Source organism: Pedobacter sp. AW31-3R (assembly GCF_052180285.1).
Classification (GTDB): Bacteria; Bacteroidota; Bacteroidia; order Sphingobacteriales; family Sphingobacteriaceae; genus Pedobacter.
The window spans coordinates 4,000,525-4,016,477 of record NZ_CP197475.1 but is presented as its reverse complement, the minus strand read 5'-3'; the positions used below and the strand labels follow the sequence as shown (position 1 = coordinate 4,016,477).

The window sequence follows — 15,953 nt, the reverse complement described above, 5'->3', positions numbered from 1 at the left end:
TACGAGATTAGAGGTTTTGTTTTGGTTTCCCGTCCTGTGCTATCCTGATTTGAAAATTAATTATGTATTATGTGGAAGGTTTTGGTGTGTTTGCCTCCAATAATTCGTATTTTTCAGCTGCTTATTCACCAAATGTAATGCGACCGGAACGAAGGAGATTTTTGCTGATTTTTATGATTGTATGGGCAGGGCTGCGCTCATCGGCTCAGCAGGTGAGTTTTGACCAGCTCACCGTGCGTGACGGACTGGCACAGAACACGGTATTGAGCATCGTAAAGGACAAATATGGGTTTATGTGGTTCGGCACCTATAATGGACTGTGCCGTTATGATGGATATAAGTTCAGAACCTACACCTCCATAGAAGGGGATGATCGATCGCTTCCATTTAACAGAATACATCATATCTACAAGGATAAGGAGGGAACATTATGGGTGACCACCTTTGCCAACTATATCTGCCGGTACAATTACAAAACCGACGATTTTACGAAATTCAAACTTAACGAGCTGCCGAAAGCACTGGTAGATTCCTGTAACCGGTTAAAGAACATGGAGGATATCGGAAAACTCTCTGCCCAACTGAAAAAATGGATAGGGCCTTTTGCGGTGTCGATCACAGCGGAGAGTATTGTTTTCCAGAAACAGGGAGCAGGAGATTCAAATCTGGATGACAGGAATGTAAATAGTGTATATCTTGACAACAATAATTTGTTATGGGTCGGTACCGTATCCGGCGGAGTCAATAAAGGCGACCTCAGGGGCACAGGATTCCGTAATATCTCCTTACCCAATAACAACAAGGTATCTAATGCTGAAGTAAGGGCTATCCTGGCGGATCGGCAGATGATCTGGATGGGAAGTCAGGACCAGGGGCTGATCGGTGTGGATCGGGTCAGTGGGCATCATCTTCAACTCAGCGGGGATCCCCAGAAACTAAGTGTAAGGTCGCTATTGCGGGCCGGTAACGGAAGCATATGGGTAGGGTACAGGAATGGACTTGAGGAATATTTTCCCTCTTCGGGAAAGATGCTGAGTTATTCTTCAGAAGAAACTACCCTGCCTAAAGAAACAAGGTTTCTGGCTATTGCCGAAGATCCTGTTGATCATTCCATCTGGTTTGGTACGAACAATGGATTATTGCGTTTCGATACGGAAAATAAAAAGTTTGGTGTTCCTGTTCAGGAAGCATTCACAAAAAATACCAATCCGATATGTCTGTTCTTTGATTCTTCCTCCAATCTGTGGATAGGAACGGAGTATTCCGGACTGATCAAACTCAACAGGCGGAAAGGTTCCGCCCAGTTTGGGTCAATTGAAAGGTACAATACACAGGTGAAGGGAAAAAAAATACCGGATGACAGGATCTATACCATCGCGGCAGACGAAAAAGGGAATATATGGGCAGGAACGGCTAATGGGCTGTGTAAATTGGATCCAAAAACAGGAGCGGTACAGGTGATCAGGAAAGGGCTGCGGATAAATGATCAGTACATCAGCAAACTTTTGGCAGACGGAAAAGGGAGCATTTGGATGAGTACCAAGAAGGGCATCTCCAGAATTAATATCAACACGGGGACGATAAGAAACTATGTCATCAGGGATGGGCTGAGTGGAGGGGAGTTCATTGAAGGTGCAGGTTTCAGAGACCCTGAGAGTGGGGAATTGTTCTTCGGTGGAATTAAAGGGAGTGTCACTTTTTCGCCTGAAAAAATCAGCGATAATCCTTATCCGCCGGTGATGGCAATTACAGAGCTGCAGGTTCTCAACCATACCATCGGTGTCGGAGAGAAAATTGATGGAAGGGTAATTCTCCCTACCGCATTAAACCTGACGAAAGAAATTACCCTGAGTCATCAGGACCGCAGTTTCAGTATAGAATTCGCAGCCCTTCACTACTCCAGTCCACAGCGGAATGAGTATAAATATATGCTGGAGGGTATTGATAAAGAATGGATCAGTACGGATGCCACTAAGCGAACCGCGACCTATGTCAACCTTCCTGATGGAAACTATACGTTTAAGGTGTTGGGCTCAAGTGGAGATGGTTTGTGGAGCAAAGATCCAAAAACCCTTCTGGTGACCATCCTTCCGCCATGGTGGCGAACCTGGTATGCTTATGCCGGATACCTGATCATACTGCTACTGATGGGCTATCTAACGTATCGTTTGTTGAGTTTCAGGGCTGCCCAGCAGAAGATGCTGCTGATGGAAAGGCTCAAGAATGAAAGGGCAATGGAAATGAATGAAATGAAATCGGGATTTTTCACCAATGTCTCCCATGAGTTTCGTACCCCATTGACCTTAATTCTGGATCCCCTGAGAAAGCTGATGGAGGGAAAAGTGTCTGCTGTGGATCAACCCTACTATTATGAGGTCATGTACCGGAATACCGAACGGCTGCTGGGACTCACAAACCAGCTGCTTGATTTTCGTAAAATAGAATCGGGTTTTCTCCATGCGAGACCTGTTAGGGAGGACTTTGTGCTATTTATTCAGCATATTGTTGCCGCTTTCCAGATCAGGGCTGAAGAGTGTTCCATCAAACTGGAGTTCCATACAAAAGTGCCATCACTATTATTCGGGTTTGATCCTGACATTATGGGGAAAGCGCTTTACAACCTGCTGTCCAATGCTTTTAAATTCACTGCCAATGGAGGCCATATTACGGTTTCGCTGGAAATTCAGGACACAGATCCCTATCGGGTGGTCTTGTCAGTAACAGACGATGGGGAGGGGATTGCTCCTGAGTATCTGGAAAGAATATTTGAGCCTTTTTATCAGGCTCCGTCAAAACGTCCCAATGCATTGGGAAGTGGGATTGGATTATCCCTTACCCGTGAACTCATCCATTTACTACAGGGTAAAATAGACGTGTCCAGTATTCCTGGCCAGGAAACCTGTTTTGCTATCAGTCTGATTGACTTGTCTGGTGATATCCCTTTGGTTCCTCTTCAGGCAGCAAAAGACAAAACGTTGGTGCCGGTCAAAACGGCCAATGCCGAGTTGCCTACAACGGAGAATACCGACAGGTTAAGCCTGTTGATTGTGGAGGACAATCCTGATATCAGGCAATACCTCAAGATCAGCCTTTGCGAGACTTATACAATCCTTGAAGCAGAAAATGGGCAGGAAGGCTTTCAGCTGGCTACGGCTGAGATACCTGATTTGATCATCAGTGATGTGATGATGCCTGGGGTCAGTGGACTGGAGCTTTGCCAGAAGCTTAAAGGCGATGAAAGAACCAGCCATATTCCTATTATCCTGCTCACTGCCCGGCAGTCGGATGAGTACAGGGCAGAGGGATATGAACTAGGAGCAGATGACTATATCGTAAAACCCTTCAACACCAATACGCTTCGTCCACGTATAGCCAACCTGATCAATGGCAGAAAAAAATTACGTCAATTATTTAATCATTCGGATGAGCAGGTTAGGACTCTTGCTGAGCATCCGCTTGATCAGGCATTTATCGCTAAAGCCACCGGATTGATCACAGGACATCTCCTGGATTCTTCTTTAGGAGTAGAGTGGCTTGCTGAAAACCTTAACCTGAGCAGGACGCAGCTGTACAGAAAAATCAAAGCGCTCACCGACCAGTCCGTCCACGAATTTATTACGGCTATCCGTCTCCATCATGCAGCCGGGTTATTACGGGCAGGGGGGCAGCAAATTTCGGAGATTGCCTATCTTGTTGGTTATGCAGATGCGACCAGCTTTGCACGCAACTTCCAAAAGCAATTTGGTGTAACCCCGAAAAAATTTAGTCAGCAGGGAAAAGAGCAGGACAGTTAAGGCTGAAGGTTATTTTGCATTGTTTTTTTTATGTAATTACGTTAATCTACTGTTTAGTAGTTTGTTGCGTTCTTTTGTGTCTCCCTGGTATGTATCGAAAAGCCGATTTATTGACACGTTTTGCCGATTTTTTTCTTCCTAAAGGAGATATTTTAGCCTCTACCAAATTAAACATTATGAACATGCATGGTAATCTTTTGGGTGGACTAACGATCAATAAAAAATCGTCTTCACCGAAATATCAACAGTTGGCGGATGGAATATTAAATGCGATTAAACTAGGAAAAATTGACGGGAATGAAGTGCTGCCCTCAATTAATGAACTCAGCTTTATGCTGGAGATTTCAAGGGATACTGCAGAAAAAGGCTACCGGAATCTCAGGGCACAGGGGATCATTAAATCCATTCCCGGAAAGGGCTATTTTGTGGTGAACAACACATGTAGCCGTGAATTGAAGATCTGTTTATTGTTCAATACACTTAGCGTTCAAAAGAATATTATATACAATGCTTTCGTCAAGGCAATTGGAAAAAAAGGCTCAACAGATTTGTTTATCTACAACAATGATATCGATACGCTCGAAGCAATGATCTTGGCCAAAAGAAATGAATACAGTCATTTTGTACTTATTCCGCATTTCAATTCCGATGAACATCAGTTTCTGAAAGTCCTGAAAATGATTCCCCGGGAAAAGCTGCTGATCATGGACAGGTTAATTCCAGGTATGGATCAGGCTTGTGCTTCAGTTTGTCAGGATTTTGAAAAAGATCTGTATGGTGCCCTTAAAAATGCTTTGGGCTTGTTAAAAAAGTATAGCAGACTGAATATTGTTTTTCCGGCAAACGGTTATTTCCCCCGTGAAATTCTGTGGGGCTTCAGCCGCTTTTGTAAGGAATACGGTTTTGAGTTTACCATGATCAGCCATATTGAAAAGTCAGTAGTCAGAAAAGGGGAGGTCTATATTGCATTGATGGAAGATGATTTTGTGGTGCTGGTGGAGAAGATCCTCCAGGCAAACCTAAGCGTTGGAAAAGATGTAGGGGTGATTTCCTATAATGACACCCCAATGAAGAGGATTATGTTTGATGGAATCACCACTGTATCGACAGACTTTGTGAAGCTGGGGCAGGAGAGTGCGGTCATGATCTTGGATGACCGGAAAGAGGCGATTAAGGTTCCTTTTTATTTCACGCCGAGGCATTCCCTATAAAGAGACATTCCCTATAAATTGGAGGCATGACAGTGCAGGATGGTATTTTAAGATAAGTGGATTAATTTGTAAATGCTTTAAAGTTCTGGCGGCGGTATGAAAATATGGTGACAGGGCTTATACGAATGAGATTAAATATTGGTGTGTTTATATTTGGTTAGAAAATGGGAGGATTCCGGATGGATTGTCCCTTTTCTTTTTGAAGATATAGGCATTCATCTGATTTGTATAATTTGCAGTTCGTTTATCTACCTGCAGTGGTGGAAGGAAATATACTGCGGTAAAGGATTTTGGAAACTCTTCATAGAAACCACTCCGCTTATCCATCTGGATCCAGCATTTCTTAAAAATAGGGTAATGAATACCGCATGCGTATTCATCTATGATTGAATTTATCAACTATTGGATTGAATATCTCAAATCGCCTGTCTTACAGAACGCTTACATTTGTATTGTACTGAATAATTAGAAAAATATATGTCAACAATACAAAACAAAATTGCTGTTATCACAGGTGGTAGCCGCGGATTAGGTAGGGATATGGCCTTACGAATTACTGAAAGAGGATTAGATGTCATTATTACTTACAACAGTAATGCCGAAGAGGCGTTAAAGGTTGTAGAGCTGGTTAAACAACAGGGTAGAAAGGCCGCCGCCTTACCATTAAATGTAGGGGATATCAAGGGCTTCAGCTCCTTCAGGGAACGCCTAACAGAAATGCTGACCACCGTCTTTGACACTGATCATTTCGATTTCCTGGTCAATAATGCGGGCATTGGTGGTTACCAACTGATAGGTGAGGTCACAGAAGATTTTTTTGATGAATTGTATAATATTCATTTTAAGGGTGTTTACTTCTTAACACAGGAATTGATACCAGTCTTGAATGATGGTGGGGGAATCATTAATGTATCCAGTGGACTTACCCGTGTTACCTTTCCCCGGTCATCGGCTTATGCCGCAATGAAAGGAGCCATTGAGGTTTTCACCCGTTATGTGGCAAAAGAATTTGGTTCCAGAGGCATCAGGGCTAATACGATTGCCCCGGGTGCAATCATGACCGATTTTGGAAATGCACACCTGAAGAACAGCGAAGATTCCCAGAAAATGGTAAGTTCCGTAACCGCACTGGGCAGACCTGGTGTAGCAGAAGATATTGGCGGCGTAGTCGCTTTTTTGTGTAGCGAAGACGCACGTTGGGTTAATGGTCAGCGTATTGAAATCTCCGGAGGAATGCAGCTATAGACCTTCCATCAATAAAGGCGGAGGGCAATTGCTGTCCGCTTTGTTCAAAATTGCTTATTTTTACATTGTCAGCGTCTATCATTTATCTTTGCATGTGATACAATTATGATCAATCATACTTCCCTCGAAGATTTTTACAAAAGAAACAGCGTTGCGCTTCCGGATCGTATTGCACGCGAAATAGGCCATTTCAACATATTTGAAACTGAAAAACTTTTCAATAAATCAGATCATACACGGGTGATGCCCTATAGTCGCCGTGCTTATTATAAGATCAGCTGGCTTCGGGGCACAAGCAGGGTCGAGTATGCAGACAAGGTGATTGATGTGAAGGGTAATGCATTGCTATTTGCCACTCCCAGGATTCCATATAACTGGGTGCCTGAGAATAGTGACCAAACTGGAATGTTTTGCATTTTTACGGCAGATTTTTTCTGGTCGGCTAAAAGTGGCGTTCTGTTAGATGAACTGCCGGTTTTTCAACCACGCTATACTCCCGTTTTTGAGCTTTCAGATGAAGAGGTAACGGAAATAGAATATATATTCCGCAAAATGCATAAAGAAATGGAGTCTGACTATAAGTTTAAATATGACTTGTTAAGAACCCTGGTGATGGAGTTGATACACTATGGGCAGAAACTCCAGCCCATTTTAGCAATCAGCCAAACACAAAATGCATCGGAACGGATTTCTTCATTATTTGTGGAATTGCTGGAAAGACAATTTCCACTTGATTCTATTCATCAAAGACTGATGCTGCGTTCAGCAAAAGATTATGCAGATCGTTTGGCGGTACATGTCAATCATCTCAACAAAGTATTGAAAGAGGCTACAGGTACTACGACTAAACAAATTATCAACCATAGGATCTGCCAGGAGGCAAAAATCATGCTTAAACATACGGACTGGAACGTTCAGGAAATTGCGTATGTATTGGGATTCGATGACGCTGCTCAATTTTCAAACTTCTTTAAGAAACAAACATCATTCAGCCCTAGTTCATTCAGGTTGGAAGCAGTGGATTAGTGTACATGGATTTCAACCTGTGGGTTGTAAAATTGAATGTCGCCTGGCTTGCCATACTGCATTAAAATGGCCTTTTTTAGAAATTCTTGTGTAATGTCTTTTCATCAGGAAAGGGCTGCCAATAATCTTTTAATCTGCTTCCCATTCAAACTGTTCATTCACAATTGGTTTAGAGCTGTTTTTAAATGCTACCATGAGCGTTTCAAGGTATGGATTTGGTCGTCATGAAGCCATGTCTAAGCCGTTGTGAACCAATGGTGTTACTATAGTTGACAAGGTGCTGACAAGGTGTTGACAAGGAGCTGGCAAGGTGCTGACAGGGTCTTAGCCCTTGTCAACTACCTGTCAGCTCCTTGTTATCCACTAGCTAAACATAGCTTCACTATACTTTCATTTTTGTTTGACCATTGTTTGATTACGATTAGTGTACGACTTTGGTTATACTGTGTTTACTTAAGAAATTGGGGTCTTATGGCAAGATGAGCAGGTGGGTGAATGGAATTTGCCTTACTGAAAAGCTGCTCCAAAATTCAGGGAGCTAGTTTCTTTGCTATAAATCGGGGCAGGTATTTTCTATAATTCGCGCGTTCCTTTCCCTCTTGTTTTTCCTAAAAGATACGTTTGCCTATATGCAAATACATTAAGGTTCGTTGATGGTTTACCGCAGGAATAGCGTTTTCCTTTGACAAACGAATACTAGTGTAGGACATTTCCTGTAACGGCAGGGGGGCTAATTTGGGGCTGGCAAGTATGATGAATATGGATCAACTATCTAATGACTGGATGAAAAATCATCAAATAGGCAATTATAATATTCCTTTATCGGTAAAACTGAAATATTGGTCTTCACTAATAATCAGATGATCAAGAATTTCAATATCCAGTAATTTTCCTGCAGCTTTCAATTTTCTTGTCATTGCAATATCTTCAACACTGGGTTTCAGTTCTCCTGTGGGGTGGTTGTGGCATTTATGTAAAGCTTTACATAAATGTCATTATGCAAAGCAATTAGTTATGTAAAGTGATAAGTAATAATGCGACTTTAATTGGCTGTTATTGCATAACTATGGTTATATCACTTTACATAATAATATCAGAATCTTTTGAGCCAACTAATCAAATTTTCATCCTTCAACCACATTGCTTCCTCATTAGGATTAACATCCACATAAGCTTTCTCTAAAACATCACGTTTCTGCTTTGAGTCCGCCCGCGCATATATTTCTGTTGTCACAACTGAAACATGACCGAGAATATCGCGGATATAAACCAAGTTTACACCTGCTTGAAGAAGATGCATAGCCTTAGAATGTCGCAGTGAGTGTGGGCTGATATTGTCTGGTATTAATAACGGATTTTCAGCTTTAGCGCTCATAGCATACTTTTCAAGTATATAGCTTATCCCGGCACGGGTTAACTTTTCCTTTCTGCTATTAAAGAATAAAGGATAGTGATTGGCAAATGGTTCATTTAGCCTGTTTTCTTTCATGTATCGCTGTAGATGCTCAATTTGAGCATCCAACATGGGAACCAACCTCGCTTTGTTTCCTTTTCCAATGATCTTAATGGTTGCTGGCTTATTGAGCCTTAGCGATAATGGTGTCAGATCTATAATTTCCTGTACCCTGGAACCAGTATCATACATCAAGGATAGTAAAGACAGGTCCCTTCTTCCCCGGTGAGTTGAGGTATCGGGTTGCTCCAATAATAGTTTTATCCCATCAATTGATAAGTAACTCATGGTCTCTTTTTTGGCAGTTTTGAATTGAATGGATAGAATTTTCTGGCATTCATGAAGGTGTTCCAAACTCTCATGTTGTAGGTAGGAATAGAACGAATGAATCGCAGCCAAACGAGCGTTTCGTGTTGATGTGCTGCACTTTCTATCTTTCTGGAGCCAATCCAGAAATTCCAGAATGTTTTCCTTTGTTATTGCACTTAACGTAAGCTTCTCTATTTTTAACTTCTTAGCTTCCTGAATATACCTTAATAGCAGAACAAATGTGTCTCTATATGCTGCTATTGTATTAGCACTGGCGCCTTTCTCATTTGGTAAATATCTGGAAACATAATCCGATATATATTTAGAAAAATCAGTTGGTTTCATAGTTTCGGTATTTAGGGAATACATCAAGACAGACCATATCAACATCTTTTATTAGATCGGGAAACATACTTGCGGTTAAACGAACATAATGGTTTGTTGCCCCAAGAGACCTATGCCCCAGATAATTAGAAAGGATGGGGAGTGAAACATACAGGTCAATGCCAGATTCCGCCATAGTGGCAAGTGCAGTAACCGCAAATGTATGCCTAAGATCATGGATTCGAGGGCTTTCAGTTGTACCGTGCAGAATTCCTGCCAGATCCAAACACTTTTTGAACCACCTGTTTACACCCTGGCCACATTTCATTCCGTTGGCTTTTATAAAGAAGTACTCGGAGTTCTTTTGAACATCAGGAAGTCTGTCCCTGTGCCATATATATTCTTTACATACGGAAGAAAGGGATGCTGCAATTGGGATTATACGTTCCTTACCATTCTTACTGTCCCTCACAAGAAGGTAATTGTCCTCGAGATTTATATCTTCATTTTTTAGGGCTACAGCTTCTCCAATTCTTAGTCCAGTACTATATAGCAATCTCAATAGCAAAGGCATGCAAAAAAGGCAGCTATTGCTATGCGCTATTTTTAGCCTGAGTCCATCACAAGCAGTGAATATTGCATCAATCTGCTCTTTTGAGTACACATAAGGAATAAAGGTATGATGAGGAATTGGTGGTAGTTTAGGGACATAAGATTCAATCCCCAGATCCCGAATATAAGAAGATAGCTGTATCAGAAAGCTTACTCTGTTATAGCGATTAAAATCGCTTTCATTAGACTTTTTATCCGCCCATTTATCGGCAAAGTCTTTAGTTATACCTGCAGAAGTATCACTTCTTTCCAGAGCAAAAAGATCAATTTTATTAAGATAAAATATACCAGAGGAATATTTGAAGCCCAGTTTCTGTTTAAGTTGAATGAATTGCTTTATATGGGGCGCATAAATACTGTGAAAGACTTTATCCATAAAAAACACCTCCATTCTGGTCATAGAAGCCAACCGCAACCGGTGGTACATCAACCATGCACTGCTTCATTGATTTTAGGTCAATCCGTAAATAATACCTTGTCGATTCGGTGCTTTTATGTCCGAGCACTTCAGAGATCACTGGGAGGATCGTGCTTTCCTCCAGCATTCTAAATCCAAGGCTATGGCGTAGCGAATGGGGCCCAAACCTTCTGTTCTTTATGTCTATGCCTGCTTTAATAAATGCCCTCTGGACAACATGAGTAACGACATTACTCGTAAAAAAAGATGTGTAAGGGATTCTGGCTGTTAAGAAGATAAAGGTTTCTTCTGACACTGGCCTGCTATATTTAAGATAATCGATCAACGCATTTCCTACGTCGGCTAAAATCGGTAAAACCAGTTCCTTGCCAGTTTTATATTGGTGTATCTTTATCGTTGAGGTCTGCCAATGCAGATTTTCAAACTTTAACCTACATATATCAGAAGCCCTAAGCCCCAATCTGGCTGCTAAAAGTATAATCGCATAGTTACGTTTTCCAATTGCTGAAAACCTATCAGCTGATGCAATTAACCGCTCTATTTCTTCTTTGGTGTAAGTAGATGGGAGTTTGGCCTGGCTTACCGATTTATATCGGGGGATTCCCTGAGCGTAGTCCTTTGCAAGGATTTTTTGTTCAAATAGGTATTTTGTAAAACCTCTGACGGTCATTAACGTATTTTGAACCCCGGTTTTATATTGTGTATCTAATTGATTTACAAACTGCAGCAGAACAGCCAGATCTACTTCTTCAATATTTATAATTCCATGTTTTGTACAATATTCATGGAGCTTTAAAAGGTTTCGCTTATGACAACTTAAGCTAATGGTGTGCAGACGAATTACTGTTTTTTTGTACTCGATATAGCTATTAATAATTTCACCGATTGGCCCATCAAAGACGATCTGCTTTAGTTTTGGGCGTACTAGTAGCCTAACTTTACCCTTATTCACAAAGTCTAATAGCATTTTTATACCGTTGTATAACCGTGTTTCTCGGACGTTAAGTTCTTTTTTTGAGCGACCATTAAAATGATATTGAAAAAGTTCCTTTTCAACATCAGAGCAATAATGCGGGTAGCCTCTTGAATCCATAAAGAAGCGAATTCGTCGCCATATCTTCTGGTATTCTTCAATAGAAGGGGGTGAAAAGAAAAGTTGAGATCCAAGATACTCAGCTACTTCACCAGTAAGGACATTGAAATCCTTAAATCGTTCGTTCATATGCAATTAGTTTTAATGAATAATTGCAATGGTAATCAAACAATATTATGTAAAGTGATTCGCTAAAATTGCTTTAAGTATCAATCGATTAAACAGAATACTTTACATAAACATATGCTCAACATAATGGCATAGGATGAGAGCTGAAGCGCAGGATTTTAATGCTGCCACAAAAATCACCTTAGGATCTGCTATTGTTCCGCTGATCCCACCCTTTGAAATATTGACTATACCCAATACCCTGTTTCTTCGACTCATCAGCAGGATTTTAAACTCTTCCAATAGCTGGATTCTTCCGGAATGCCATTGCTGGATGAATATTTCATAGGCATCAAAGGAGCTGTTTATTTTTGGCCTGCTGGAAACTTTGAAATTTGGGGTGTAGCTCAGTTCTACCTCTGCTACTGTAAATCTTTTATGTACCATGATGTTGTGATTTGGATAATTATGAATTGGTTTCAGGTGATGTTAATGCTGCAGGTATGGAATTCTTCTGAAGCTCATTGATCTTTTTTCTACAAAGGAGTTCTGCCATATCAATAAAGGTCATCACCCTGACAAAAAGGTAGTGTGCATCATAGTTGTCGATTTCATTGTCAGAGAGGCCCTCTTTATTTTGCAGGATGTCAAACAGTTCTTTTTCCTGAGGGGAAGAAGTATGCATTAATTCAGTAGGTTCATCAGAGAAACAAGTGGTTAAACCGATCAGCCATTCCAGATCCAGCATATTGGTTTTATAATTCATAAATGTATGTATCAATGCGGCACAAGCATATTGTATGGCACTGTTGAACATGAAGGGGAGGATCATATTCCGGTCTTCACCAAGATTAAGTTCCGCAAAATCCCTGAAAGTCTGTGCCATTTCAATGGTATAGGTCGATACCAGGATGGTGTTGTGACTGATTTCCTGTAAGTTTGGATCCGGGATGTTGGGTAATTCCAGGTTTTTCTTTTTGAATAGGAAGACTCCATTTTTGAATATGTTGTCAAAGAAATACCTGTTGATGTTATTGGGATCTTTTATCTCTGTTTCTCTGTGCGTGAGTATAGTAACCTTTATATCAGGGCAATTCTTTTTGATGAAATTCCAGACCTCTTGACCGGGATATTCATCCTCAGTGGTCACGATCATCAGTAGGAAATAATGGATTGCTGTATTTGTGAGGTTTGCATAACACCCTTTTTTATTCCTGGTGACCAGGGTTTCATGGAATGAGATGATACACTGTGGGGAGAAATTTTGAATGAGTTTATCCATGAGCTCATTTAAAATTTCATCTTTACTACTGCGGTTTAGCTTGTTTATATTTTCCATAATGCTTTATGTTTATTGTTGGAAATTTTTTATTATGGTCGTTCTATACTTATTAATTAAGGCTGCATGGCAATAATGTATTTCGTATTAATCAAACAATATTGCTACTTTTGAGACATAGGAATCCCCTTACGTTTAAGACGTTTATTTTTTGAATTTGATGAGTTAGAAATTTGAATGGTTAAATATCTGTTACTCTGGGGGCTTTGGAAGGTTCTTAATTATATTTTTTAGGTAAGAAGGGATAGCAAAAAAGGAATATAAAATATATAGTGATGCAGAATACTTATTCGCATGTTCTGAATTGAATGGATGGAGGTAGTTTCTCGTTTTCATTATCTATATATTTTGAAACGAGTCACTCGAAAGTTTAGGAGTTCTATTGGATAAAAACCAATAGGGGCGAACTCTGATGCTTTAGATCAATGGCACCGCCAGGAGCCTTTTCTATCCTTACACGAGGGATTGAATTTTCCATCGAAAGACTTAAACAAAGCTCGCCCTATTGGTTTAATATCACGCGAAGATACTAAATTCAATAGAATGGCGAACTCTTGTGTCTACTCGCTGGATTAAAACTGGCGGTTTTATGAGCTGAGTGACGTCGTACAGATGAGGTTCTTCCTCACCTTATTTTGTCGCTTAAATAATTAAATCAAATATAATAAACATGGTAGATGTAACCAAATAGAAATACATCTATTAAAAATAATTTTTTAATGTCTAATGAGAAAAGTGCTAATCTTGAATTTGCTCAAGGTTTAAAAAAGCTAAGATTAAAATATAATCTACTTCAAAAGCAGATATCGGAAATTGCTGGTATTACGCAGTCAATTTACAGTTCATATGAGACAGGGAATACTCATATGGGATTAAATGATGCAGATAATATTTCAAAAAAAGTTTGGGGTGTGGGTTATCAGAATTTTGTGAAGTTTGTTGATGAAGATATTTTACTTATAGACTTGCCTAAAAGCACTTTGAAAGCAATTGATGAATCAAAAAAAATTAAAATAAAGGAGCAAAATGGATTCCTAGCTAGAGAATTAGATCGTTTAATTGAAGAGGGCTATTTAAATTTACCGATTACGTCAAAAAGGTTGCTTAGCTATATGCATTCTGACTTGCACTCCAGGAATTCCACTGAAATTACGAACCTTTTGATGAAAGCTCCTAGAAATAAATATGTTACAATAGTTGATAAAGATAAGAAAGCTAGTTTATTTCAATTGAAAGGATTTGTTGAAAACAAAGACGCTATATAATATGTACTAGCCACTTCTTGATCTTACAATTCCCCCGTGTTAAAAAATGTCAAGTGGGCATTGAATGTTTTTAGGTGGATAGCATTCTATAAAGCTCTGGCAACCCATCTTTGAACCAATTTGGAATATCTTTATCCTGCAAAGGTGAATAGGCCCCGCCTCTTGACAAATGGCAAATTGATAAAATCGTATCTGAGGTATCCAATATTTCTATGCTATCAAACATTTGAAAATTCTTGTTTAGCATTTGCATATTACCATAGAAATTATTGCCAATATCTAGTGGGTTCACATGGAATCCGCCTTCTTTAAATCTGATCTCCACCCGTTGAATAGACTTAACCACATCTTTAAGACCACAGAATATCAAATGAAGATCAAACCCTGCTTCTTTGAACTGTTGTGGTGTTACCCATGCACCTGCACCCGTAAAATGACCTTCATAAGCAAAATGAAGCCGATTAACGATGTGATGGGTAATGAGTGTTCGGAAATGTATTTCAAGTGATGATAAATAGCTGTGGCTTACCGGATAACGGCATGTTTGCTTCTCAATGCTTTAATTTCTGTTCTATTCAGTCTTCTAACAACCTGTCTTGGAACCTCTATGTTGTTCTTGTCAAGTCTCTCAATATGAATATGACCCTCAGGATATTCGTAAAATGCCTCATCTTCTTCAAGGCGTTCATCAAAGACCATGAAACAATGTCCACTACCAAGAGTATCCTCCCTAAGTTTGCGTATAACTTGTTGAAGTTTTTCTATCCGCTCTAAATATTGAGGGTAGATTGTCTCGTATTCTTTTTGATCGGATTTTTCCATGTCACCAAATAGTTTGCCTTGTATGTACTGTCCGTGTTCCATAACTACAAAATTATCGTTTAAAATTGAACAAATACAAATTACGTGCAAATTTTGACTTTTTAATTGGTTGGCTAGCCGTTGATCGTTGATAAAATATCCAGTTCTGCATTTGGTGATTTTAACATTCACTGAATCCAGGAATTAATCAACCGATCTTGCTTCTTCTTCTATGCCGGTTGCCTTTTCCTGATCCCAGTGGTGCATTTCCAAATTTAGATTTGTATTTCATATAATGAACTTTCAATCTGTTGACGTCCGACGCCCAATTCTCTAGTTTTAACTGGCTAGTTTTTGGGGAGGTGCTCAAGGCGACGATCCTAAAGGAGGTTAATAATTCGAATCATCTATAAGCTATCTGGTTTAAAACTAATTGTGGTTCTTGGAGGATTAGGATTTTCCTGTTTTTTTGGTAGTTCATCAAGGTATTGAAATACGATTTCCATATTCTTACCGTGATTGTTCAAATCTCCTTTAATCTTTTCAATTTCCAATCGAATTTCTGTATTATCCATTAGCATTTGGCGTATACGAGTAAAAATTCAAATGATTTGTATATTCACTTTAATTGCTCTGCTACTATTTAAAACACTGGATAACATTGCTACTCCCTGTTCAGTAAAAGCCATTGATAAGTATTTACTATGTGCTCCTTTCTCTAAGGTGCCAATTTGGCACCTTAGAGAATTGTACTCTTTCAGCGTCAATTCAAACATGAAATCCTTAGGGAAACGATCTAAATTTCGTCTTACCTGTCTTTTAAGTTGTTTGGTTTCTACCTCATAAAGAATAGCCAAATCTGTATCTAACATCACTTTCTGCCCACGCAAATCATAGATCTGGTTCATAATAATCTCGTCCGAAATTTGAGGGGCTCGTTTATGTTCGTCCATAA

At 39.8% G+C, this 15,953-nt stretch carries 15 protein-coding genes; 5 read left to right on the top strand and 10 right to left on the bottom strand.

Annotation, left to right across the window (positions count from 1 at the left end; translation table 11 throughout):
- The first annotated feature begins 62 nt into the window (after positions 1–62).
- The 4 genes from ACSBL2_RS16515 (at position 63) to ACSBL2_RS16500 (ending at position 7,276) form a co-directional block, all read left to right on the top strand.
- Positions 63–3,794 (top strand): hybrid sensor histidine kinase/response regulator transcription factor, encoded by a 3,732-nt coding sequence (locus ACSBL2_RS16515; RefSeq protein ID WP_442587648.1) that lies wholly within the window; start codon positions 63–65, stop codon positions 3,792–3,794.
- Positions 3,795–3,976: 182 nt separating this feature from the next.
- Positions 3,977–5,005, top strand: coding sequence for a GntR family transcriptional regulator (locus ACSBL2_RS16510; protein ID WP_442587647.1), 1,029 nt, complete (start codon positions 3,977–3,979; stop codon positions 5,003–5,005).
- A gap of 477 nt (positions 5,006–5,482) precedes the next feature.
- Positions 5,483–6,250, top strand: a complete 768-nt coding sequence (locus tag ACSBL2_RS16505) for an SDR family NAD(P)-dependent oxidoreductase (RefSeq protein ID WP_442587646.1) — start codon at positions 5,483–5,485, stop codon at positions 6,248–6,250.
- 105 nt (positions 6,251–6,355) lie between these two features.
- Complete coding sequence (locus tag ACSBL2_RS16500) at positions 6,356–7,276, top strand: helix-turn-helix domain-containing protein (RefSeq protein WP_442587645.1); 921 nt, start codon at positions 6,356–6,358, stop codon at positions 7,274–7,276.
- An 806-nt stretch (positions 7,277–8,082) separates the two neighbouring features.
- On the opposite strand, the gene ACSBL2_RS16495 is transcribed toward ACSBL2_RS16500, so the two are convergent.
- From ACSBL2_RS16495 to ACSBL2_RS16470, 6 genes are all read right to left on the bottom strand, one after another.
- Positions 8,083–8,199 (bottom strand): JAB domain-containing protein, encoded by a 117-nt coding sequence (locus tag ACSBL2_RS16495; protein ID WP_442592241.1) that lies wholly within the window; start codon positions 8,197–8,199, stop codon positions 8,083–8,085.
- A 170-nt stretch (positions 8,200–8,369) separates the two neighbouring features.
- Positions 8,370–9,383, bottom strand: coding sequence for a site-specific integrase (locus ACSBL2_RS16490; protein ID WP_442587644.1), 1,014 nt, complete (start codon positions 9,381–9,383; stop codon positions 8,370–8,372).
- Positions 9,370–10,350, bottom strand: coding sequence for a tyrosine-type recombinase/integrase (locus tag ACSBL2_RS16485; RefSeq protein WP_442587643.1), 981 nt, complete (start codon positions 10,348–10,350; stop codon positions 9,370–9,372). The genes ACSBL2_RS16490 and ACSBL2_RS16485 overlap by 14 nt, the downstream gene beginning before the upstream one ends.
- Entirely contained in the window at positions 10,343–11,614 is a 1,272-nt protein-coding gene (locus tag ACSBL2_RS16480; RefSeq protein WP_442587642.1) for a site-specific integrase, read from the bottom strand. The genes ACSBL2_RS16485 and ACSBL2_RS16480 overlap by 8 nt, the downstream gene beginning before the upstream one ends.
- A gap of 102 nt (positions 11,615–11,716) precedes the next feature.
- Positions 11,717–12,040: a JAB domain-containing protein gene (locus tag ACSBL2_RS16475; protein ID WP_442587641.1), complete on the bottom strand. Its 324-nt coding sequence runs from the start codon at positions 12,038–12,040 to the stop codon at positions 11,717–11,719.
- Positions 12,041–12,059: 19 nt separating this feature from the next.
- Complete coding sequence (locus tag ACSBL2_RS16470; protein ID WP_442587640.1) at positions 12,060–12,932, bottom strand: hypothetical protein; 873 nt, start codon at positions 12,930–12,932, stop codon at positions 12,060–12,062.
- Positions 12,933–13,651: 719 nt separating this feature from the next.
- Between ACSBL2_RS16470 and ACSBL2_RS16465 the strand changes: the two genes are divergently transcribed.
- Positions 13,652–14,197 (top strand): helix-turn-helix domain-containing protein, encoded by a 546-nt coding sequence (locus ACSBL2_RS16465; RefSeq protein WP_442587639.1) that lies wholly within the window; start codon positions 13,652–13,654, stop codon positions 14,195–14,197.
- 70 nt (positions 14,198–14,267) lie between these two features.
- Here ACSBL2_RS16465 and ACSBL2_RS16460 read toward each other — a convergent pair whose 3' ends face one another.
- The 4 genes from ACSBL2_RS16460 to ACSBL2_RS16445 form a co-directional block, all read right to left on the bottom strand.
- Positions 14,268–14,522: a hypothetical protein gene (locus tag ACSBL2_RS16460; protein ID WP_442587638.1), complete on the bottom strand. Its 255-nt coding sequence runs from the start codon at positions 14,520–14,522 to the stop codon at positions 14,268–14,270.
- Positions 14,523–14,722: 200 nt separating this feature from the next.
- Positions 14,723–15,061, bottom strand: a complete 339-nt coding sequence (locus tag ACSBL2_RS16455) for a hypothetical protein (RefSeq protein ID WP_442587637.1) — start codon at positions 15,059–15,061, stop codon at positions 14,723–14,725.
- 344 nt (positions 15,062–15,405) lie between these two features.
- Positions 15,406–15,573: a hypothetical protein gene (locus ACSBL2_RS16450; RefSeq protein WP_442587636.1), complete on the bottom strand. Its 168-nt coding sequence runs from the start codon at positions 15,571–15,573 to the stop codon at positions 15,406–15,408.
- A 27-nt stretch (positions 15,574–15,600) separates the two neighbouring features.
- Positions 15,601–15,951 (bottom strand): ORF6N domain-containing protein, encoded by a 351-nt coding sequence (locus ACSBL2_RS16445; RefSeq protein ID WP_442587635.1) that lies wholly within the window; start codon positions 15,949–15,951, stop codon positions 15,601–15,603.
- Positions 15,952–15,953 lie beyond the last annotated feature (2 nt).